Origin of the sequence: Acetoanaerobium sticklandii (assembly GCF_000196455.1) — a bacterium.
In the GTDB taxonomy this organism is placed as follows: domain Bacteria; phylum Bacillota; class Clostridia; order Peptostreptococcales; family Filifactoraceae; genus Acetoanaerobium; species Acetoanaerobium sticklandii.
Genome location: NC_014614.1, coordinates 756,373 through 774,444, shown reverse-complemented (window position 1 = coordinate 774,444; position 18,072 = coordinate 756,373). Strand labels below are relative to the sequence as shown.

Sequence of the window (18,072 nt, the reverse complement as noted above, 5' to 3'; positions counted from 1 at the left end):
TAATCCATTTTATTGACGGTTTTCTTTTATTATTAAACAGCCCTTAACCAAACTTTCATTAACATAATTATTTTAAGATGCATTTTTATCTGCCGTATAATTTCCTAATAATTTAAAGTAGGTGCTACTATTTTTAATTTTTTCTATGCTTTTAACTATGTCTATATCATTTAAGCTTCCTTCAAAATCTATATAAAACATGTATTCCCAAGGTCTGTTCTTTATTGGCCTAGATTCTATTTTCAGCATATTAACATTGTTAAGGTGAAAGCCTTCAAGAACTTTATAGAGCTCTCCTGCCCTATGCTTTATTGAGAACATAACGCTAATTTTGCTTGTATCAATATATTCTAAAGCTTTTCTAGAGATTATGACAAACCTAGTGTAATTATTCTCGTTGTCATTGATATCTTTTTCTATGATATCTAGATTGTAAAGCCTTGCAGCCTTTTCGCTAGCTATAGCTGCCTTTGTAAAATCCTTTGAAAGAGCTACAGTTTTTGCACTATAAGCTGTATTGTGGTAGGGAATGAGCTTCCATTCCTGATGCTTTTTTAAAAAAGAGCTAGATTGCTCAAATCCTTGAGTATGTGAATAAATTTCTTTTATATCCTTAATAGAAGCTCCTTTTAATCCTATTAGATTTTGCTTTATTCTAAGGCATTTTTCTCCTACTATATAAAAACCATATTCTCCAATTAAATCGTATACTGAGCTTATGCTTCCTGTAGAAGAATTTTCTATAGGAAGTACTCCATAATCTGTTTCCCCATTTAACAGGCCTTTAAATACATCCTCAAAGCTCATATACTCCATAAACTCTGCATCTTTATCAAAATATTCTATAGCCGCTTGATGTCCAAATGAACCCTCTACGCCTTGGAATCCAATTTTAATGCTTTTCTTGCCCATACCTAAAATTCTTTTTTGCTGAACTCTTCTGCTTATTTCCATAAGTTTTTTTATAAATTCTTCAAGCTCATCTCTATAATCTTTATTGTATAGCTCATTTAGTGCTGACTCTATTACTTCTTCTTCCCTTGATGTATTTAATATACCTAGATTATTTTCTAGCTTGTACTGAGCTATTTTTTCAGCTGTCTCCATTCGCTTTTCAAATAGTCTCACAATATTTTTATCGATATCATCTATTATGAATCTAAGCTGATCAACTCTGCTCACATATATCTCCTCCAAGCATTTTAAAATCCTGCCAAAAGTTAGGATATGACTTATCTACAGATGAGGCTCCATCGATTATAACGCTTCCTTCGCACCTTATCGACGCTACTGCCATTGCCATAGCTATCCTATGGTCATTCCAGCTATCTACATTGGCTCCTCTAAGTTTCGACACTCCTTTAATTATAAGAGTGTCTCCCTCTTCTTTTATGTCAGCTCCTAGCTTATTTAGCTCCGTTTTTGTTGCTGTAAGTCTATCTGATTCTTTTATTCTAAGCCTTGCTCCATTTTTCACTATAGTAGTACCTTTACTCACAGAGGCTAGTACAGAAAGCACCGGTATTATATCTGGAATCTGCGAGGCATCTATTACAGTTCGTTTAGTCTGGCTCTTTTGAGCTATAAATGAATTATCTTCACAAGATATTTTCCCAGCCATAGATTTTATAATATCTATAACTTCTTTATCTGCCTGTAGAGAAGACTCATTTAAATCACGACTAGTAATCTTTTCACCTAAACACCCTGCAACTAACCAAAATGCAGCTTGAGAAAAATCGCCTTCCACTCTATAATCACATGCTTTATAAACCTGTCTTCCTTTTATATAAAAAGCTTTGTAATCGTCATTTTCTATCACAATTCCATACTTGCTAAGTACTGATATCGTCAAATCTATATAGCCCTTTGACTCGAGCTCCCCTGTTATACTTATCTTTGAATCAGAAGCTAAAAGAGGAAGAACAAACATCAATCCTGTTATAAACTGTGAGCTTACATCCCCCCTAATATCAAAAGTACCAGGAGTTAAGCTTCCATTTATTTTAAGTGGCAGCTTATTATCTTTTGTTTCGTAATGTATTCCTTGCTCATCAAATATTTTGTAGTATACATCTAGTGGTCTTTCAACTAATTTTCCTTTTCCTATAAAGCTGATTTCACTATTACTCATCATCGCTATTGGAATCATAAATCTCAGAGTGGAGCCTGATTCATTGCAGTCTATGGAAGCTTTAGGCGCTTTAAATACTTCTATTCCCTTAATTATAAGCTTTACTCTTTCATTTTCAGCTTTCACCTCAGATATTTCTGCTCCTAGCTGTTTCATAGCCTCACATGTAGCCTTTATGTCCTTTGACATTACTATGTTGCTTATTTCACTTACTCCACTTGATAAGGACGCCGCTATTACAGCTCTATGACTAATGCTTTTGGATGGTGGTATTGAAATTTCTCCACTTAATTCTTTAGGCTCTATTTTTACTTTTTTCAACCTATCTTCCTCCTTTTGCTTCCTGCTTGCTCCATAAGATGCTCTAGTTCTTTTATGTCTGATGATATTATTGCTTTTCTGAGCTGCTCCATTTTTTTCTCCATGATTTTTATTTGCTCGTCTAAATTTTCTTTATTACTTATAAGAAGCTGAGCCCATAGTCTGCTGTTTATTTGTGCTACTCTTGTGGCATCCTTAAAGCTAGGTCCTAGAAGGGCTCCCATTTCTCTTACATCACACATGTCCATAAGCGCTAGTGCGGTGATATGAGGCATATGGCTCGCTAGTGCCATCGCTTCATCATGCTTGCCTGGATTAATCTCAGATATAGATTTGCATCCGAGTATCTTGGCAAGACTTTTTATTTTGCTTATAGCTTCTAGGCTACTTGTGTCAGTAGGTGTTATGATGTAGTTTGCATCCATAAACAAGTGTGGGTTTGCGTGGTCAAAGCCTCTAAAATGACTTCCTGCCATTGGATGTCCCCCTACAAACTCCAAATCAGCTCTAAGACATGAATTAATTTCATTAATTAAATCTAACTTTATTCCTGAAACATCAGTTATCACAGCTTTATACTTAAAATCTTTCATGTGTTTTTTTATAAACTCAGCTGTTTCTTTAGGGTATAGACACACAATAACAATTTCAGCTAAAGGTAAAATATTTTCAGGTTCAGTATCCCCTAGCTTTATAAAATCCTTATTTATAGCATCTTCAATAGCTTTATTTTGCGTATCTATACCCATGATATTTTTAAATCCATTTATTTTAAGAGCACCTGCAATCGAGCCCCCAATCAGTCCAAGTCCAACTATCGCAACCCCTTGATTTTTATTTATAAAAAAATCTGGTTCATCCATTTTATTCACCTACTAAAATGAAACTGCTTTATTTTCAATAACTGCTAGCTGATTGATAGTATGCATTAAGTTTGTGAACTGCAGTGGGGTTATTGACTGCTGTCCATCACATTTTGCATTTGCTGGGTCATTATGAACTTCTATCATAAGCCCATCAGCTCCAACAGCTATAGCCGCTTTTGATAATGGCTCAACCATCCATGCAAGTCCAGCTGCATGGCTAGGATCTACAATTACAGGAAGGTGGCTCAGCTTTTTTATAGCTGGGATAGCACTTAAATCCAAAGTGTTTCTTGTGTAATTTTCGAAAGTTCTTATTCCTCTTTCACATAGAATTACATTTTCATTCCCTTCTGCCATGATGTATTCTGCTGACATTATGAATTCCTCTATGCTTGAAGACATTCCTCTTTTTAAAAGAACTGGAACTTTGCTTTTCCCAACCTCTTTGAGTAGCTCGAAGTTTTGCATATTTCTAGCTCCTACCTGCATTACATCTACATGCTCTTCAAATATATCTAAATGAGACGCTGACATAATTTCAGTCACTATCGGAAGACCAGTTTCTTTTCTTGCTTCAACCAATAATTTTAATCCATCTTCTCTAAGTCCTTGGAAACTGTACGGAGATGTTCTTGGCTTAAATGCTCCTCCTCTTAAAAACCCTGCTCCAGATGTTTTCACATCCTTTGCTATGGATATAATCTGCTCTCTACTTTCTACTGAGCATGGACCAGCAATTATTCCTATGTGTCCACAGCCTATTTTTCTTCCTGCCACTTCTACTACGCTTCCTTCTGGTTTAATAAGTCTATTGGCTTTTTTAAATGGTTCTTGGATATTTACAACTTTCTCAACATTTTTGTTTGCACTTATTAGTTCTTTATCTATTTTGCTTGTATCTCCTACAAGTCCTATTATATGGCGACTTTCACCTACTACTTCATGTACACTGCATCCAAGGCTTTGCATTTTTAATTTTATCTTTTCAATCTCTTCTCTAGATATACCAGGCTTTAATACTATTACCATTTAAATCACTCCTATTATTTTTATTTTTAAGTTAGTTATAAGTTCTTAAGTTAGTTATCAAATTAAATTTCTCTTATATTATTTACATATTTTTAATCGAATTTTTATTAATTGTTAATCTATTAAATCTATTTAAACTCTTATATTTTCTTTGGCCAAATAGAAAGTATAAGAAATAATAATTTAAAATTTAATACTGATATTAAAAAAGGGCCTCATTGAAGTTTCAATGAGACCCTAAGTTTATCAGGTATTTTTATTCACTATTCCCGTATTTCCTTAAGCTTAATCCTGGGGAACCTGAGGATAATATAAAGAATATCTCATTGGATTTTTATATGATTTTTGAAATGCAAAATAACTTGCGCTATAAAAATAAAAGCCCAAGCTAAAAAAGCTAAAATAAAATTTATTATTTGCATTTATCATATTTCCAATGAGGTTTTCCATTTTTTTATCCCTTCTGGATGGATATACATTCATCCTAATATTTATACTGTATTATGTATTGTGATTTATTCTACCACGATTTTAGAGGATGTCAACAAATAAAATTAATTTATATAAAAAAAAGAACTATATTCGCTATGAATATAGTTCTTAAATTTATTTATTATTTTCCAAATAGTCCAAGAAGCATTCCACCGTACTGAACAAATACTGGTGCAAACACTAGAGAAACTATAGTCATAAGTTTGATTAGGATATTGATAGAAGGTCCAGATGTATCTTTGAATGGATCTCCAACTGTATCTCCAACAACTGCTGCCTTATGAGCTTCTGAACCTTTTCCGCCATGAGCTCCAGATTCAATGTATTTTTTAGCATTATCCCAAGCTCCGCCGGCATTTGCCATCATGATAGCAAGTAAAACTCCAGTTACAAGAGCTCCTCCAAGAAGACCTCCTAGAGCCTCAGTTCCAAGTAAAAGTCCAATAGCAATAGGTGATAATACAGCCATAACTCCAGGAACAATCATTTGCTTAAGAGCTGCTGCTGTAGAGATATCTACGCATCTTGCATAATCAGGCTTACCAGTTCCCTCCATGATACCAGGGATAGTTTTAAACTGTCTTCTAACTTCTTCAATCATATCGAATGCAGCTTTACCAACTGCTTCCATTGTCATAGCTGAGAATAGGAATGGTAGCATTCCACCTATAAACATTCCCGCAATAACCTCTGGGTTAGTTAAGCTGATTGATGATAATCCAGTAGCTGCTGTGTAAGATGCAAATAGAGCAAGTGCAGTAAGAGCTGCTGATCCAATTGCAAAACCTTTACCAATAGCAGCAGTTGTGTTACCAACTGAGTCAAGTTTGTCAGTGATTGCTCTAACTTCTTTTGGAAGCTCGCACATCTCTGCAATACCACCTGCGTTATCCGCAATAGGTCCATAAGCATCTACCGCTACTGTCATACCAGTAGTTGCAAGCATACCTACAGCTGCAAGAGCTATTCCGTATAGTCCTCCAGCCATGTAAGCACCTAAAATACCAATAGATATAATGATAAGTGGCCACATTGTTGATTCCATACCAACAGCAAGACCTGAAATTATAGTAGTTGCTGGTCCAGTTTCAGACTGATCAGCAATTTTCTTAACATGTTTAAAATCTGCAGAAGTATAAATTTCTGTAATTTGTCCGATAATAGTTCCCACTACTAGACCAATGATGATAGCCCAAAAACCTGAAAGGTTTCCTAAGAACATATTAGAAAGGAAGAACGATGCTAAAACTGTAATTCCTCCAGCTACATAAGTACCCATTTTAAGAGCTTTATGTGGATCTGAATTGTCATCTCCTTTTACGAAGAAAGTTCCGATGATAGATCCGACTATACCAACTGCAGAAACTGCAAGAGGGAAAATAGCTCCTAAAACTCCATATGATTCTCCAGAGTTTGATACAGCAAGTATACCAAGTGTCATAGCTGCGATTAATGATCCAACATATGACTCAAAAAGGTCAGCTCCCATACCAGCTACGTCTCCAACATTATCTCCAACGTTATCAGCGATAACTGCAGGGTTTCTTGGATCGTCTTCTGGAATTCCAGCTTCAACTTTACCAACTAAGTCCGCTCCAACGTCTGCTGCCTTAGTATAGATACCTCCACCAACACGTCCAAAAAGTGCAAGTGAAGATGCTCCTAGTCCAAATCCAGTAAGTATATTAGTTGCTGCAGCAGAGTCATATCCCATGCTTGTTAGTATCATATAAAGTACACTTACTCCAAAGATACCAAGACCAACAACAGACATACCCATAACAGCTCCGCCTGAAAAAGCAATTGAAAGTGCTTTATTCATTCCACCTTCTCTAGCTGCATTTGCTGTTCTTACGTTAGCTTTTGTTGCAACTTGCATTCCAAAAAATCCTGCAAGTGTAGAAAAAGCAGCTCCAACTAAGAAACAAACTGCTGTAAGTATATTGATACCAATTGCTAAAACTACGAATAATACCGCGATAAAAATTGCTAATACCTTGTACTCTCTAGTTAAGAAAGCCATCGCACCTTCATGGATGTAAGTAGAGATTTCTTTCATTCTTTCAGTTCCAACATCAACTTTGTTGATTTTAGAAGAAAGAACGAATGCAAATACAAGGGCTAGTACTCCAATAATTGGAGCCCATATTAAGTTTTGCATTTCGATAATACCTCCTAATAATATTGTTTTTACTGTAGTGCTACTAATACGATTGCTAATACTATGAACAATACTGCACACGCTGCTGTTATTTTTCTAAAAATAACATCCATACCTCTTGCCTTGTTTCCCATAAGCTGCTCTGCTCCTCCAGTTATAGCCCCAGAGAAACCTGCGCTTCTTCCTGATTGGAGAAGTACACTAGCAATTAGACCTAAGCTTACAATAATCTCCACAACCATTAGAAATGTTTTCATATTAAGCACCTCCTTATGCATATAAATGCTAATCATACCTACATATTTTAACATAGTGATAAGTATAAAGCAATAAATAAGATTATATGTAATGCAAAATTAATTATATTTGTCAATGGCAAATTTTGGATATTGTTTTTAAGTATTTAGACAAAACAACGAGAGCTGTATAAGCCCTCGCTATTTTTATTTTAATGCAGTTTTTAACATGTTTTAAATGCTTCATACTTACTTATAATTATTTGCTTATTATTTAAAAAACATAATCAGATTTAAAGTTTAGTCCTAAAATCTAACTATCTTTTTTTAATGTTATAAAATGCATTCATGCCTGCATACTGAGAAACTTCGCCTATCATTTCTTCTATTCTAATTAATTGGTTGTATTTAGCTACTCTATCAGTTCTAGATGGAGCACCAGTTTTGATTTGTCCAGCATTTACCGCTACAACTAAATCAGCTATAGTTGTGTCTTCTGTTTCTCCAGAACGGTGAGAAATGATAGCAGTGTAACCTGCTCTTTTAGCCATTTCTATAGCATCTAGAGTCTCTGTTATAGTACCTATTTGGTTTAGCTTAATTAGAATTGAATTTGCTATACCTTTTTGAATTCCCTCTTCTAGCTTAGCTGTATTTGTTACAAATAAGTCATCCCCAACGATTTGAATCTTATCTCCAAGTCTTTCAGTCATAAGCTTGAAGCCGTCCCAATCATTTTCATCTAGTCCATCTTCGATAGAAATAATAGGATATTTAGATACTAAATCTTCATAGAAAGCAACCATTTCTTCTGATGTAAGCTCTTTGCCTTCTCCAGCAAGAACGTATTTTTTCTTATCAGCACTATAGAATGATGAAGCAGCAGCATCCATAGCTATTTTAACTTCATCTCCTGGCTTATATCCAGCTTTTTCTATAGCTTCTACTATAGCCATTAAAGCTTCTTCATTTGAACCAAGGTTTGGTGCAAATCCACCTTCATCACCTACTGCAGTATTTAACCCTTTACCTTTTAATACAGATTTTAGTGAATGGAAAATCTCTGCTCCCATTCTAAGCGCTTCAGCCCATGAGTCTGCTCCTACAGGCATAACCATAAACTCTTGAATATCTACGTTATTATCCGCATGCTCTCCGCCGTTTATGATGTTCATCATAGGAGTAGGAAGAACCTTTGCATTTACTCCTCCTAAATATTGGAATAAAGGCATTCCTAGTTCTTCAGCTGCTGCTTTAACAACTGCCATAGAAACTCCAAGAATAGCGTTAGCTCCTAATTTACCTTTATTATCAGTTCCATCTAGTTCGATTAGCATTTGGTCAATTCCAACTTGGTCAAATACATTCATGCCTATTAGCTCTGGAGCTATGATTTCATTTACGTTATCAACTGCATTAAGTACTCCTTTGCCTAAATAACGAGACTTGTCTCCATCTCTTAATTCTACAGCTTCATAGATACCTGTTGATGCTCCAGATGGAACTGCAGCTCTACCCATTTCTCCTGACTCTAATACTACCTCTACTTCTACAGTTGGATTTCCTCTTGAATCTAGAATTTCTCTTGCAAATACATCAGATATAAACATTTTGTTTCCTCCTTGGTTTATTATAATTATTTTATTAGTAGACTTATACCCGTCATTTGTTCTGGCTTTTCAAGTCCCATTACTTCTAAAATTGTAGGTGCAAAATCGCACAGTCTTCCGCCATCTCTTAATTTTATATTTTTATTTACATCATCAACCATAACAAAAGGAACTTTATTTGTAGTGTGCGCTGTAAATGGTCCACCAAGATCATCAAACATCTGCTCTGCATTACCATGGTCTGCTGTTATAAAAGCAACTCCACCTAGACTTTTTATCTTATCTAGTACTTTTCCTAGACATATATCTACAGTTTCTACTGCTTTAACTGCTGCTTCAAATACTCCAGTATGTCCTACCATGTCAGGATTTGCAAAGTTTAGAACAATTAAATCCTTAGGATTAGTTTCTAAATCGTTAATTAGCCTATCTGTTACTTCATACGCTGACATTTCAGGTTTTAAGTCATAGGTTGCAACTTTTGGAGAAGGTACTAATATACGCTCTTCATTGGTATAGGCCTCTTCTCTTCCTCCATTGAAGAAAAATGTAACGTGGGCATATTTTTCTGTTTCTGCTATACGAAGCTGAGTTTTTCCTTTAGATGCTATATATTCTCCTAGAGTATTGTCTAAAGTTTGAGGAGTATAAGCTACTATTACATTAGGCATAGTTTTGTCATACTGAGTCATGGTGACATATGTCGTTTCGAAATATTCTCTTTCAAACCCATCAAAGTCTCTATCCACAATAGCTCTAGTAAGCTCTCTCGCTCTATCTGGTCTAAAATTAAAGAATATAACTGAGTCATGAGCAGAAAGCGTAGTCAGTCCTTCTCCAATTACTGTAGGAAGCACAAACTCATCTGTCACATTCTCATGGTATGAAGCCTCAATGCATGAAAGTGCTGAATCTGCTTTTGGAGCATCTGCCTTTACTATAGCATCATAGGCTAGCTTTACTCTGTCCCATCTTTTGTCTCTGTCCATGGCATAGTATCTGCCACTTACAGTTAGAATTTTTCCAATGCCATGAGTTTTCATAAAGTTTTCTAGCTGCACGATATAGTCTTTTCCACTTTGCGGTGGCGTATCTCTTCCGTCCATAAAAGCATGCACATAGACATCCTTTACACCTTGTTGCTTTGCCATAAGAAGCAAGCCCTCAATATGTGAATTGTGAGAATGCACTCCTCCATCTGATAAAAGGCCCATAAGATGAAGTGCTCTTCCTTCTTTTTTAGCATTTTCCATAGCCTCTAGCAAGGCTGGATTTGTAAAAAGTGAGCCTTCTCTAATTTCTTTCGTTATTCTTGTTAATTCTTGATATACAATTCTTCCTGCACCTATGTTTAGGTGCCCAACTTCAGAATTTCCCATCTGTCCATCTGGCAATCCTACATCTTCTCCACTTGCACCTATAAGTGTATGTGAATAATTTTGAAATATAGAATCAAATACTGGAGTATTGGCATGCTTTACAGCATTGCCTCTATCTGTAGGCAGATATCCAAAGCCATCTAGAATTATAAGCGCTACGGGTTTTCTCATATAGATTTCTCCTCTTAAAAATTGACTAAAGCAGTAAAATCAGAGGCTTCTAATGAGGCTCCTCCCACAAGTGCTCCGTCAATATCACTTTCATTCATAATCTCTTCAACATTCGAAGGCTTAACACTGCCTCCATACTGAATACGAACTTCCTCAGATACTTCCTCAGAGTACATGTCTTTTACAACCTCTCTGATATAAGCAATTACTTCGTTTGCATCTTGGCTAGATGCAGTTTTTCCTGTACCTATAGCCCAAATAGGCTCATAGGCTATGACAAGAGATGAGACCTGCTCATTAGTAAGTCCTTCTAGGCCTTTCATCGTTTGGTCTTTTACTATTTCTTTAGTTTTTTCTGCTTCTCTTTCCTCTAAAGACTCTCCTACGCACATGATTGGAGTTATATCATAAGCTAAAGCCTTTTTTACTTTTTTATTGACAGTTTCATCTGTCTCATTAAAATACTGTCTTCTCTCTGAATGTCCTATTATTACATAATCTACCATTAGTTCTTTTAGCATAGCTGCTGATATTTCACCAGTAAAAGCTCCTTTTTCCTCATAATGCATGTTTTGAGCTCCTACTTTGATGTTCGTATCCTTTACTGCTTGTTTTATATCCTTTAGCTGTGTAAATGGAGCGCAAATAACTGTCTCTACATCCGTTCCAGCAACCTCAGCTTTAATTTTTTCTACAAACTCAAGCGCCTCGGCTATTGTTTTATGCATTTTCCAATTTCCAGCTATTATAGGTTTTCTCATTTTTGCCTCCTATTTGCTTTCAAGTACATCTATACCAGGAAGAATTTTACCCTCTAAAAACTCTAGAGATGCTCCTCCGCCTGTTGAGATATGAGTCATTTTATCAGCGAATCCAAGCTGTTCAACTGCTGCAGCCGAGTCTCCTCCACCTATAATTGATACAGCATCTGTATTTGCAATTATTTCTGCTAAGGATTTTGTTCCTACAGCAAATTTAGGCATTTCAAATACGCCCATAGGTCCATTCCAAATTACTGTTTTAGCTTGTTTTATTTCATCTTCAAAAAGCTTGATAGTTTTAGGTCCAATATCTAGTCCCATGAAGCCTTCTGGAATTTCTTCTGTATCAGTGGCAAACGATTCACTAGTTTCATTAAATTCCTTTGCAACCATGTGGTCAATAGGAAGAAGCAATTTTATGCCTTTTTGCTTTGCTTTTTCTAATAAATCCTTTGCAAGCTCTACTTTGTCATCTTCTACTCTTGAGCTTCCAACTGGAACGTTTAGAGCTTTCTTGAAGGTATATGCCATAGCTCCGCCTATAATAAGCGTATCTACTTTGTCCATCATATTTTCTATTACAGAAATTTTATCTGAAACCTTTGCTCCTCCAAGTATTGCTACAAAAGGTCTTTCTGGAGCTTCAAGCGCTTTTCCCATGATTGAAATTTCTTTTTCTATTAAAAATCCCATAGCTGAAGGAAGATAGTTTGCTATTCCAGCTGTTGACGAGTGAGCTCTATGAGCAGTACCAAATGCATCGTTTACAAATACATCAGCAAGTGATGCTAGTTCTTTTGCAAAGTCTAAATCATTTTTTGTCTCGCCTTTTACAAATCTAACATTTTCAAGAAGTACAATATCGCCTTCGTTCATAGATGCAGTAAGTGCTTTTGCATTTTCGCCAACTACAGCTTCATCTTGTGCCAATTTTACTTCCTTGCCAGTAAGCTCGCTTAATCTTTTTGCTACTGGAGCTAGTGAAAACTCAGGCTCATATTTTTTATCAGGTCTGCCTAGGTGAGACATAAGTATAACCTTTGCTTTATTTTCAGTAAGATAGTTTATAGTTTCTAGTGCTCCTTTAATTCTTCTATCATCAGTAATTTCACCGTTTTTCATAGGTACATTAAAATCACATCTAACTATTACCTTTTTACCTTTTACATCTATATCATTTACAGCCTTTTTATTTAGCATTGACACTGATTTTCTCTCCCTTCAAAAAAGCCCAGCCCCTTTCGGGAACCTGGGCTTATGTTAGAATTTTATATTATAGTCCTTTTTTTACCATATATGCAGCTAAATCTACTACTCTTACTGAGTATCCCCACTCATTGTCATACCAAGATACGATTTTTGCCATGTTTCCATCAATAACCATAGTAGATAGAGCATCTACAATCGAAGATCTCTCATCTTTTCTAAAGTCAATAGATACTAGTGGCTCCTCAGTGTATCCAAGAATGCCTTTCATTGTAGTTTCAGATGCTTCTTTAAGAGCAGCATTGATTTCATCTTTAGTAGCTGGTTTTGCAAGCTCAACTACTAGGTCAACTACAGATACAGTAGGAGTAGGAACTCTTAGAGAGAATCCGTTTAATTTTCCTTCAAGTTGAGGTAATACTAATGAAACAGCTTTAGCAGCTCCTGTTGTAGTAGGAATGATTGATAAAGCTCCAGCTCTTGCTCTTCTTAAATCTTTGTGTTTTTGATCTAGAAGACCTTGGTCGTTAGTGTAAGAGTGAACTGTAGTCATAAGACCTTTTACAATTCCAAACTTCTCATCTATAACCTTTGCAAATGGCGCAAGGCAGTTTGTAGTACAAGAAGCGTTAGATACTATGTGATGATTTGCTGGGTCATATTTCTCTTCGTTAACTCCCATAACCACTGTTATATCTTCGTCTTTACCAGGTGCAGTAATTAAAACCTTCTTTGCTCCAGCTTCAATATGCTTAGCTGCTCCTTCTCTCTTTGTAAAAGCACCCGTTGATTCAATAACTATATCGATTCCCATTTCTTTCCATGGTAATTGAAGTGGATCTCTATTATCAACTACTACTATTTCATGTCCATCTATTATTAATTTTCCATCTTTTAATTCTACATCGCCAGTATATGTTCCAAAGCAAGAGTCATATTTAAACAAATGAGCTGCTCCAGTAGAATCTCCAGGGTTGTTAATAGCAACTATATCATAACCGAATTTTTCTTTTCCGCCATTTTCAAAATATGCACGAAGTACACTTTTTCCAATTCTACCAAAACCGTTAATCGCAACTTTTACCATTTGTAAAAACCTCCTAAAATTTTAATATTAAAATTAATTATCATCAAATCCGCCTGTTATTTCCATAAGGTAATTAGCGGCACTTTCGTCAGTTATAAGAACTAGGTTTCTATTGATTCTAGCTATTGATAAGATTGCTTCAGCTTTTTTCTTGCCTCCAGCTATACCAATGATATCATTTAAAGCTTTGTACTTATCTAGTTTTATTCCCACTGTACTGGTTTCATAAACTATTTCACCATCAATATTAAAATAATGGCCAAAAGCTTCAGATACAGCTCCTCTTTCTTTGATTACCATGCATTCCTTGTCGCTGCTTTTTCTTCTTTTAGCCATATCAGATGCGTTGCCTATTCCAAACACAAGCAAATCTATCTCATCTATAGCTTCAAGTGTGCTTTTAACTTGTGGAATGCTTGTTATGCTTTCCATTATGTCTTTATCGATGTTATCTGGAACATGAAGAAGTACATAATGTCCATTGAGTTTTTTTGATACCATAGCCGCTATGTTATTGGCTTGAATCTCTACTTCTTCTCCTAGTCCCCCTCTAGCTGGAACTATAGTGAGCGGCATCTCAGTTTTCATTTGAGGAAGGTTTTCTGCAAAGCTATGCATAGTCGTTCCTCCAGTTATTCCTATAACCTTGTGCTCTCTCATGATAGAAAAGAAATATCTTCCTGCAGCTTTAGCCATGTCAATACTACAAGCTGGACATTCGTCAATCGATGAAGGAATAATAACAATCTTTTTTATTCCAAGTCTTTTGGTGAGTATATCTTCTAATTTCGTTATACCCTTAATTTCTGAAATAAAGCTACTTAAATTTTCTAGCACATCTATGCCTTCATCTGTCATAAACATACCAGAAGCATCTATATTAATTAGATTTTGTTCCTTTAAAAATTCAACCTCGGTTCGAACTACTCTCTCTGACAAGTTAAGCTTGCCTGCTAGCATTCTTCTTCCAATAGGACTACTCAAAGAAATTTCTTTTAATATAGAATATCTTTTTTCCATGTTTTCCAGAACTTCAGGTACAACTTTTCTTTGAAGATCAATCAGCTTTTTCATGCTCACCTCACCTTCCAAGGGACGTTTTAAGTCCACTGATTTATTTTCGTTCCCTGTCTTTTCAAAATTATGCGGGACTCCTAAAGACCATCGACTTTATTTATGTCCCGCTTCATAATTATTGTATATTATATTCCGTAGTTTTTCAAGAGGAAAAATTAAATTTCTTTTCTAATTGAAGAGCCCGGGATATTTAGTTCTTCGCGATACTTTGCAACAGTTCGCCTAGATATATTTATACCCTTTAAATTCAAAATATCACATATTTTTTGATCGCTAAGTGGTTTTTTCTTATTTTCTTTATCTATAATATCCTTAAGCTCATTTTTTATATTTATATTAGATACCATATCTCCATCGCAATCTTTTACTCCACTGCTGAAAAAATACTTAAACTCAAAAAGTCCTTTTGGTGTAAGCATGTATTTTCCATTTACAGTACGTGATATTGTTGATTCGTGAAAACCCGTTTTCTCAGCTATATCCCTAAGTATCATAGGTTTGATATGATTTTTGCCATATAAGAAGAATTCTTCTTGTTCTTCTACTATCCCTTTAGCAACTTTTAGTACAGTATTTTTTCTCTGCTCTATATTCTTAATTAACATCAATGAGCTCTGAAGTTTCTCTTTAATATAGTCTTTAGTTTCTTTTTCAATAGAATCCTTGAGCATTTTTTCATAAAAGCTACTTATTTTTAGACTCGGCAAGCTATCATTATTTAATCTAACTTCGAAACCATGGTTTTTTCTTTCTACTACTACATCTGGAAGCACATATTGGTTTTCATCAGACGCGAACTGTCTAGCAGGTCTTGGATCCAAAGTTTTTATATAATCTATATACGCTTTTAGTTTTTCCGAAGGAATAGAGTACTTCTTGCAAAGTTCCTTATACTTATGAGCCCCTATCATTTCTATATCTTCCATGATAATGTTTTCCAGTACCTTATCTGAGATTCCCTTGTCCTTAATCTGAAGAAGCAAACACTCAGATATATTTCTAGCAGCAATTCCGCTAGGTTCTAGGCTTTGAACCACCTCTAATGCCTCCGCAAAAACCTCTTCAGCTACGCCTACATTTCTGCAAGCATTTCTAATATCCTCTTTAAAGTATCCGTCTTTATTTAAAGTTCTTATGATATAACAACCAGCGGCAAATACTTTTGAGTCCAAGCTCATTAATCTAAGCTGCTGGCTCAGATAATCGTACATATTTACATTATCTTTTAAATAATTCTCTGCATTGCTATCCTCATCATCTGGTATTTCAAAGAAATTTGAATATACTTTATATGAAGAGTCTCTTAGATTTTTTAAATATTTCTCCCAATCTATCTCGTCTTTTTTTCTACTTCAAGTGTAGGATTTTCGTTTGTTTCCCTTACTATGAGCTCCTCTATTTCAAATCTATTCATTTGAAGTATCTCTAGTGATTGCTTTAGCTCTTTAGTAAGTATCATTTTTTGGCTTTGGTTAATTTCTAATCCAAAACTCATCTTCATGGAGCATTCTCCTCATAAATAAATATGCTATTAGTTTTATGTTATATTACCACTGTATTTAAGTCTATTCTATCAAATAATCCAAGTAAAATCAAAAAATATACCAAATTATCTAAAATTGGTATATTTTTTGCTTATGGAGTATTTTATATTAATTATCTAAGGATTTTCTTAAATCTATAAGCTCAGCTTCATTAAAATGATACACAGTGTTACAGAAATGGCATGAAATTTCAGCGAGCTTATCTTCTTTTATTATTTCATCTAAATCCTTTTTCCCTATACTGATTAGTGCTTTTTCTATTCTTTCTCTGCTACAATCACACTTATAGCTCACCGGAATTTTTTCATAAACCATAGGTTCTAAATCCTTTAGCACTAGGTTTATCAAATCCTCAGGTGTTTTTCCCTCATCTATAAGATGTGATACTGATGTAATTTGGCTTAGATTTTTCTCCAAAATATCTATATCTTTTTCCTCTGCTTCAGGCATAAGCTGAACTATAAAGCCTCCTGCCGCCTTAATACTATAATCTACATCTACTAGCACTCCAAGGGCTATAGCTGAAGGCTGCTGCTCAGAGTATGCATAATACGCAGTCAAATCCTCAGCTATTTCTCCATTGACAAGAGGGTACTGACCAGTATAAGGCTCTTTCATCCCCATATCCTTAATTATAGTAACAAGTCCGTTTATTCCAACCGCTGAGCCTACATCTAGCTTGCCATCAGCTCTATTTGGAATATCAACAAGTGGATTGCTCACATAACCCTTTACTGTGCCTTTTGAGTCTGATACGCAAACTATTGTACCAAGTGGTCCTTTTCCATTTATACTAAGGGTCAGCTTGTCATTATCGCCCTTCATCATTATTCCCATAATGCTAGAAGCTGTAAGAGCTCTTCCTAAAGCCGCTGAAGCAACTGGGCTTGTATTGTGAAGTCTTCTGGCTTCCTCTACCATACTTGTAGTATCAGCTGCAAATATTCTTATTCCATGATTTTTCGATGTTCCTCTTAATATATAACTCATCTATTTGTCGCCGATTTACCTCAATAAACATCAAGATAAATCAACAGCCTCCTTTCAAAATCCTAAAATTATTTATTACAAGATATAAATACTCTCTGGCACTCATTATTATATCCCGGAGATATATCAAAGTCACTGTATACATTTATATTCTTAAATCCAATATCCTCTAAAAATCTAGTTAGCTTAAGGGGATCGTGGGCTTTTTGAATATGTGTTTCCTCGAATCTCCTATAGGTGTCTTTATCTTCATTTTTTATAAAGAAGTTCACATCCATTGTCAGCTCTTTATGTTCATCATCAAAGTAGTTCTCCCATAGGTATACTAAATCCTCCATGGATTCTCCGTAAGTATTGTTGCCTAGAGTAGTCTTAAGCTTATATGGACTGCTGATATCAAAAATAAAGCATCCAGTCTCTTTGAGGTGAGAATAGATAAAATTAAATATATCTTTTACTTCATCATCCTCTAGGATGTAGTTAAAGGTGTCATTGACAGCTAGAATACAATCAATTTCATATATTTCAAAATCAAGCTCTCTTATATCCTGCTCCATTAATATAACCTTATCTTCATAATCTTTAAGCTTTTCATGGGCTAGCTCAAGCATTTGCTCTGAAATATCTATACCCACAACTTCATATCCCATATCTAAAAGATGTTTAGTAATATTTCCACTTCCACATCCAAGTTCAAGTATATTATTAACAGAAGTATTATGGATGCCAATTATATCAACCAAATATTTAGTCCAACTATTATAATCCACATCTTGCATTAATCTATCGTAAATCATAGGCAAATGAGTATATTGATCCATAAAGTTTCAACCTGCTTCCTTTATTTTTTCATATCATATTATGATAGTATTTTCTATCCGTTACAGAAAACTTATAAAAAGTTATAAATTACTATACAAAACAATAATTTATAATACTTTAATGTTTCATTCCTTATTCATTGTGTTCTTTTTCGCATTATTTCTAATACTACTCAAGTGGTCTAAC

Annotated in this window: 16 protein-coding genes; all 16 read right to left on the bottom strand. The window is 35.0% G+C overall.

Translation table 11 applies throughout. The annotated features are described in order from the left end of the window. Nucleotides 1-72: 72 nt before the first annotated feature. The 16 genes from pheA to CLOST_RS03445 all read right to left on the bottom strand — a co-directional run bounded on the left by pheA (nucleotide 73) and on the right by CLOST_RS03445 (nucleotide 17,885). The gene (gene pheA / locus CLOST_RS03515; RefSeq protein ID WP_013360871.1) at nucleotides 73-1,182 is read right to left on the bottom strand and encodes a prephenate dehydratase; all 1,110 of its coding nucleotides are present in this window, start codon (nucleotides 1,180-1,182) and stop codon (nucleotides 73-75) included. Next, nucleotides 1,169-2,455, bottom strand: a complete 1,287-nt coding sequence (aroA, locus tag CLOST_RS03510; RefSeq protein WP_013360870.1) for a 3-phosphoshikimate 1-carboxyvinyltransferase — start codon at nucleotides 2,453-2,455, stop codon at nucleotides 1,169-1,171. Before aroA ends, pheA begins: the two co-directional genes overlap by 14 nt. Further along, nucleotides 2,452-3,318, bottom strand: a complete 867-nt coding sequence (locus CLOST_RS03505) for a prephenate dehydrogenase (protein WP_013360869.1) — start codon at nucleotides 3,316-3,318, stop codon at nucleotides 2,452-2,454. Before CLOST_RS03505 ends, aroA begins: the two co-directional genes overlap by 4 nt. Before the next feature lie 12 nt (nucleotides 3,319-3,330). Further along, a complete protein-coding gene (aroF, locus tag CLOST_RS03500) occupies nucleotides 3,331-4,350 on the bottom strand; it encodes a 3-deoxy-7-phosphoheptulonate synthase (RefSeq protein WP_013360868.1) in 1,020 nt (339 codons plus the stop codon). Nucleotides 4,351-4,963: 613 nt separating this feature from the next. Continuing rightward, entirely contained in the window at nucleotides 4,964-7,003 is a 2,040-nt protein-coding gene (locus tag CLOST_RS03495; protein ID WP_013360867.1) for a sodium-translocating pyrophosphatase, read from the bottom strand. Nucleotides 7,004-7,032: 29 nt separating this feature from the next. Then, the gene (gene secG, locus CLOST_RS03490) at nucleotides 7,033-7,260 is read right to left on the bottom strand and encodes a preprotein translocase subunit SecG (protein ID WP_013360866.1); all 228 of its coding nucleotides are present in this window, start codon (nucleotides 7,258-7,260) and stop codon (nucleotides 7,033-7,035) included. A gap of 296 nt (nucleotides 7,261-7,556) precedes the next feature. Continuing rightward, on the bottom strand, nucleotides 7,557-8,849 hold the full coding sequence (gene eno / locus CLOST_RS03485; RefSeq protein ID WP_013360865.1) for a phosphopyruvate hydratase: 1,293 nt from the start codon (nucleotides 8,847-8,849) through the stop codon (nucleotides 7,557-7,559). 26 nt (nucleotides 8,850-8,875) lie between these two features. Continuing rightward, the gene (gene gpmI, locus CLOST_RS03480; protein WP_013360864.1) at nucleotides 8,876-10,399 is read right to left on the bottom strand and encodes a 2,3-bisphosphoglycerate-independent phosphoglycerate mutase; all 1,524 of its coding nucleotides are present in this window, start codon (nucleotides 10,397-10,399) and stop codon (nucleotides 8,876-8,878) included. Nucleotides 10,400-10,413: 14 nt separating this feature from the next. Next, complete coding sequence (gene tpiA, locus CLOST_RS03475) at nucleotides 10,414-11,160, bottom strand: triose-phosphate isomerase (protein ID WP_013360863.1); 747 nt, start codon at nucleotides 11,158-11,160, stop codon at nucleotides 10,414-10,416. Between the two features lie 9 nt (nucleotides 11,161-11,169). Continuing rightward, on the bottom strand, nucleotides 11,170-12,360 hold the full coding sequence (locus CLOST_RS03470; protein WP_041487326.1) for a phosphoglycerate kinase: 1,191 nt from the start codon (nucleotides 12,358-12,360) through the stop codon (nucleotides 11,170-11,172). Nucleotides 12,361-12,433: 73 nt separating this feature from the next. Beyond that, entirely contained in the window at nucleotides 12,434-13,453 is a 1,020-nt protein-coding gene (gene gap / locus CLOST_RS03465) for a type I glyceraldehyde-3-phosphate dehydrogenase (RefSeq protein ID WP_013360861.1), read from the bottom strand. Between the two features lie 33 nt (nucleotides 13,454-13,486). After that, nucleotides 13,487-14,527 (bottom strand): sugar-binding transcriptional regulator, encoded by a 1,041-nt coding sequence (locus CLOST_RS03460; protein ID WP_013360860.1) that lies wholly within the window; start codon nucleotides 14,525-14,527, stop codon nucleotides 13,487-13,489. 158 nt (nucleotides 14,528-14,685) lie between these two features. Further along, on the bottom strand, nucleotides 14,686-15,795 hold the full coding sequence (gene rpoN, locus CLOST_RS03455; protein ID WP_259369994.1) for an RNA polymerase factor sigma-54: 1,110 nt from the start codon (nucleotides 15,793-15,795) through the stop codon (nucleotides 14,686-14,688). A 65-nt stretch (nucleotides 15,796-15,860) separates the two neighbouring features. Further along, nucleotides 15,861-16,031 (bottom strand): RNA polymerase sigma-54 factor (fragment), encoded by a 171-nt coding sequence (locus CLOST_RS13725; protein WP_013360858.1) that lies wholly within the window; start codon nucleotides 16,029-16,031, stop codon nucleotides 15,861-15,863. Between the two features lie 151 nt (nucleotides 16,032-16,182). After that, the gene (hslO, locus tag CLOST_RS03450; RefSeq protein WP_013360857.1) at nucleotides 16,183-17,064 is read right to left on the bottom strand and encodes an Hsp33 family molecular chaperone HslO; all 882 of its coding nucleotides are present in this window, start codon (nucleotides 17,062-17,064) and stop codon (nucleotides 16,183-16,185) included. A gap of 68 nt (nucleotides 17,065-17,132) precedes the next feature. After that, the gene (locus CLOST_RS03445) at nucleotides 17,133-17,885 is read right to left on the bottom strand and encodes a class I SAM-dependent DNA methyltransferase (RefSeq protein WP_013360856.1); all 753 of its coding nucleotides are present in this window, start codon (nucleotides 17,883-17,885) and stop codon (nucleotides 17,133-17,135) included. Between the last annotated feature and the right edge of the window lie 187 nt (nucleotides 17,886-18,072).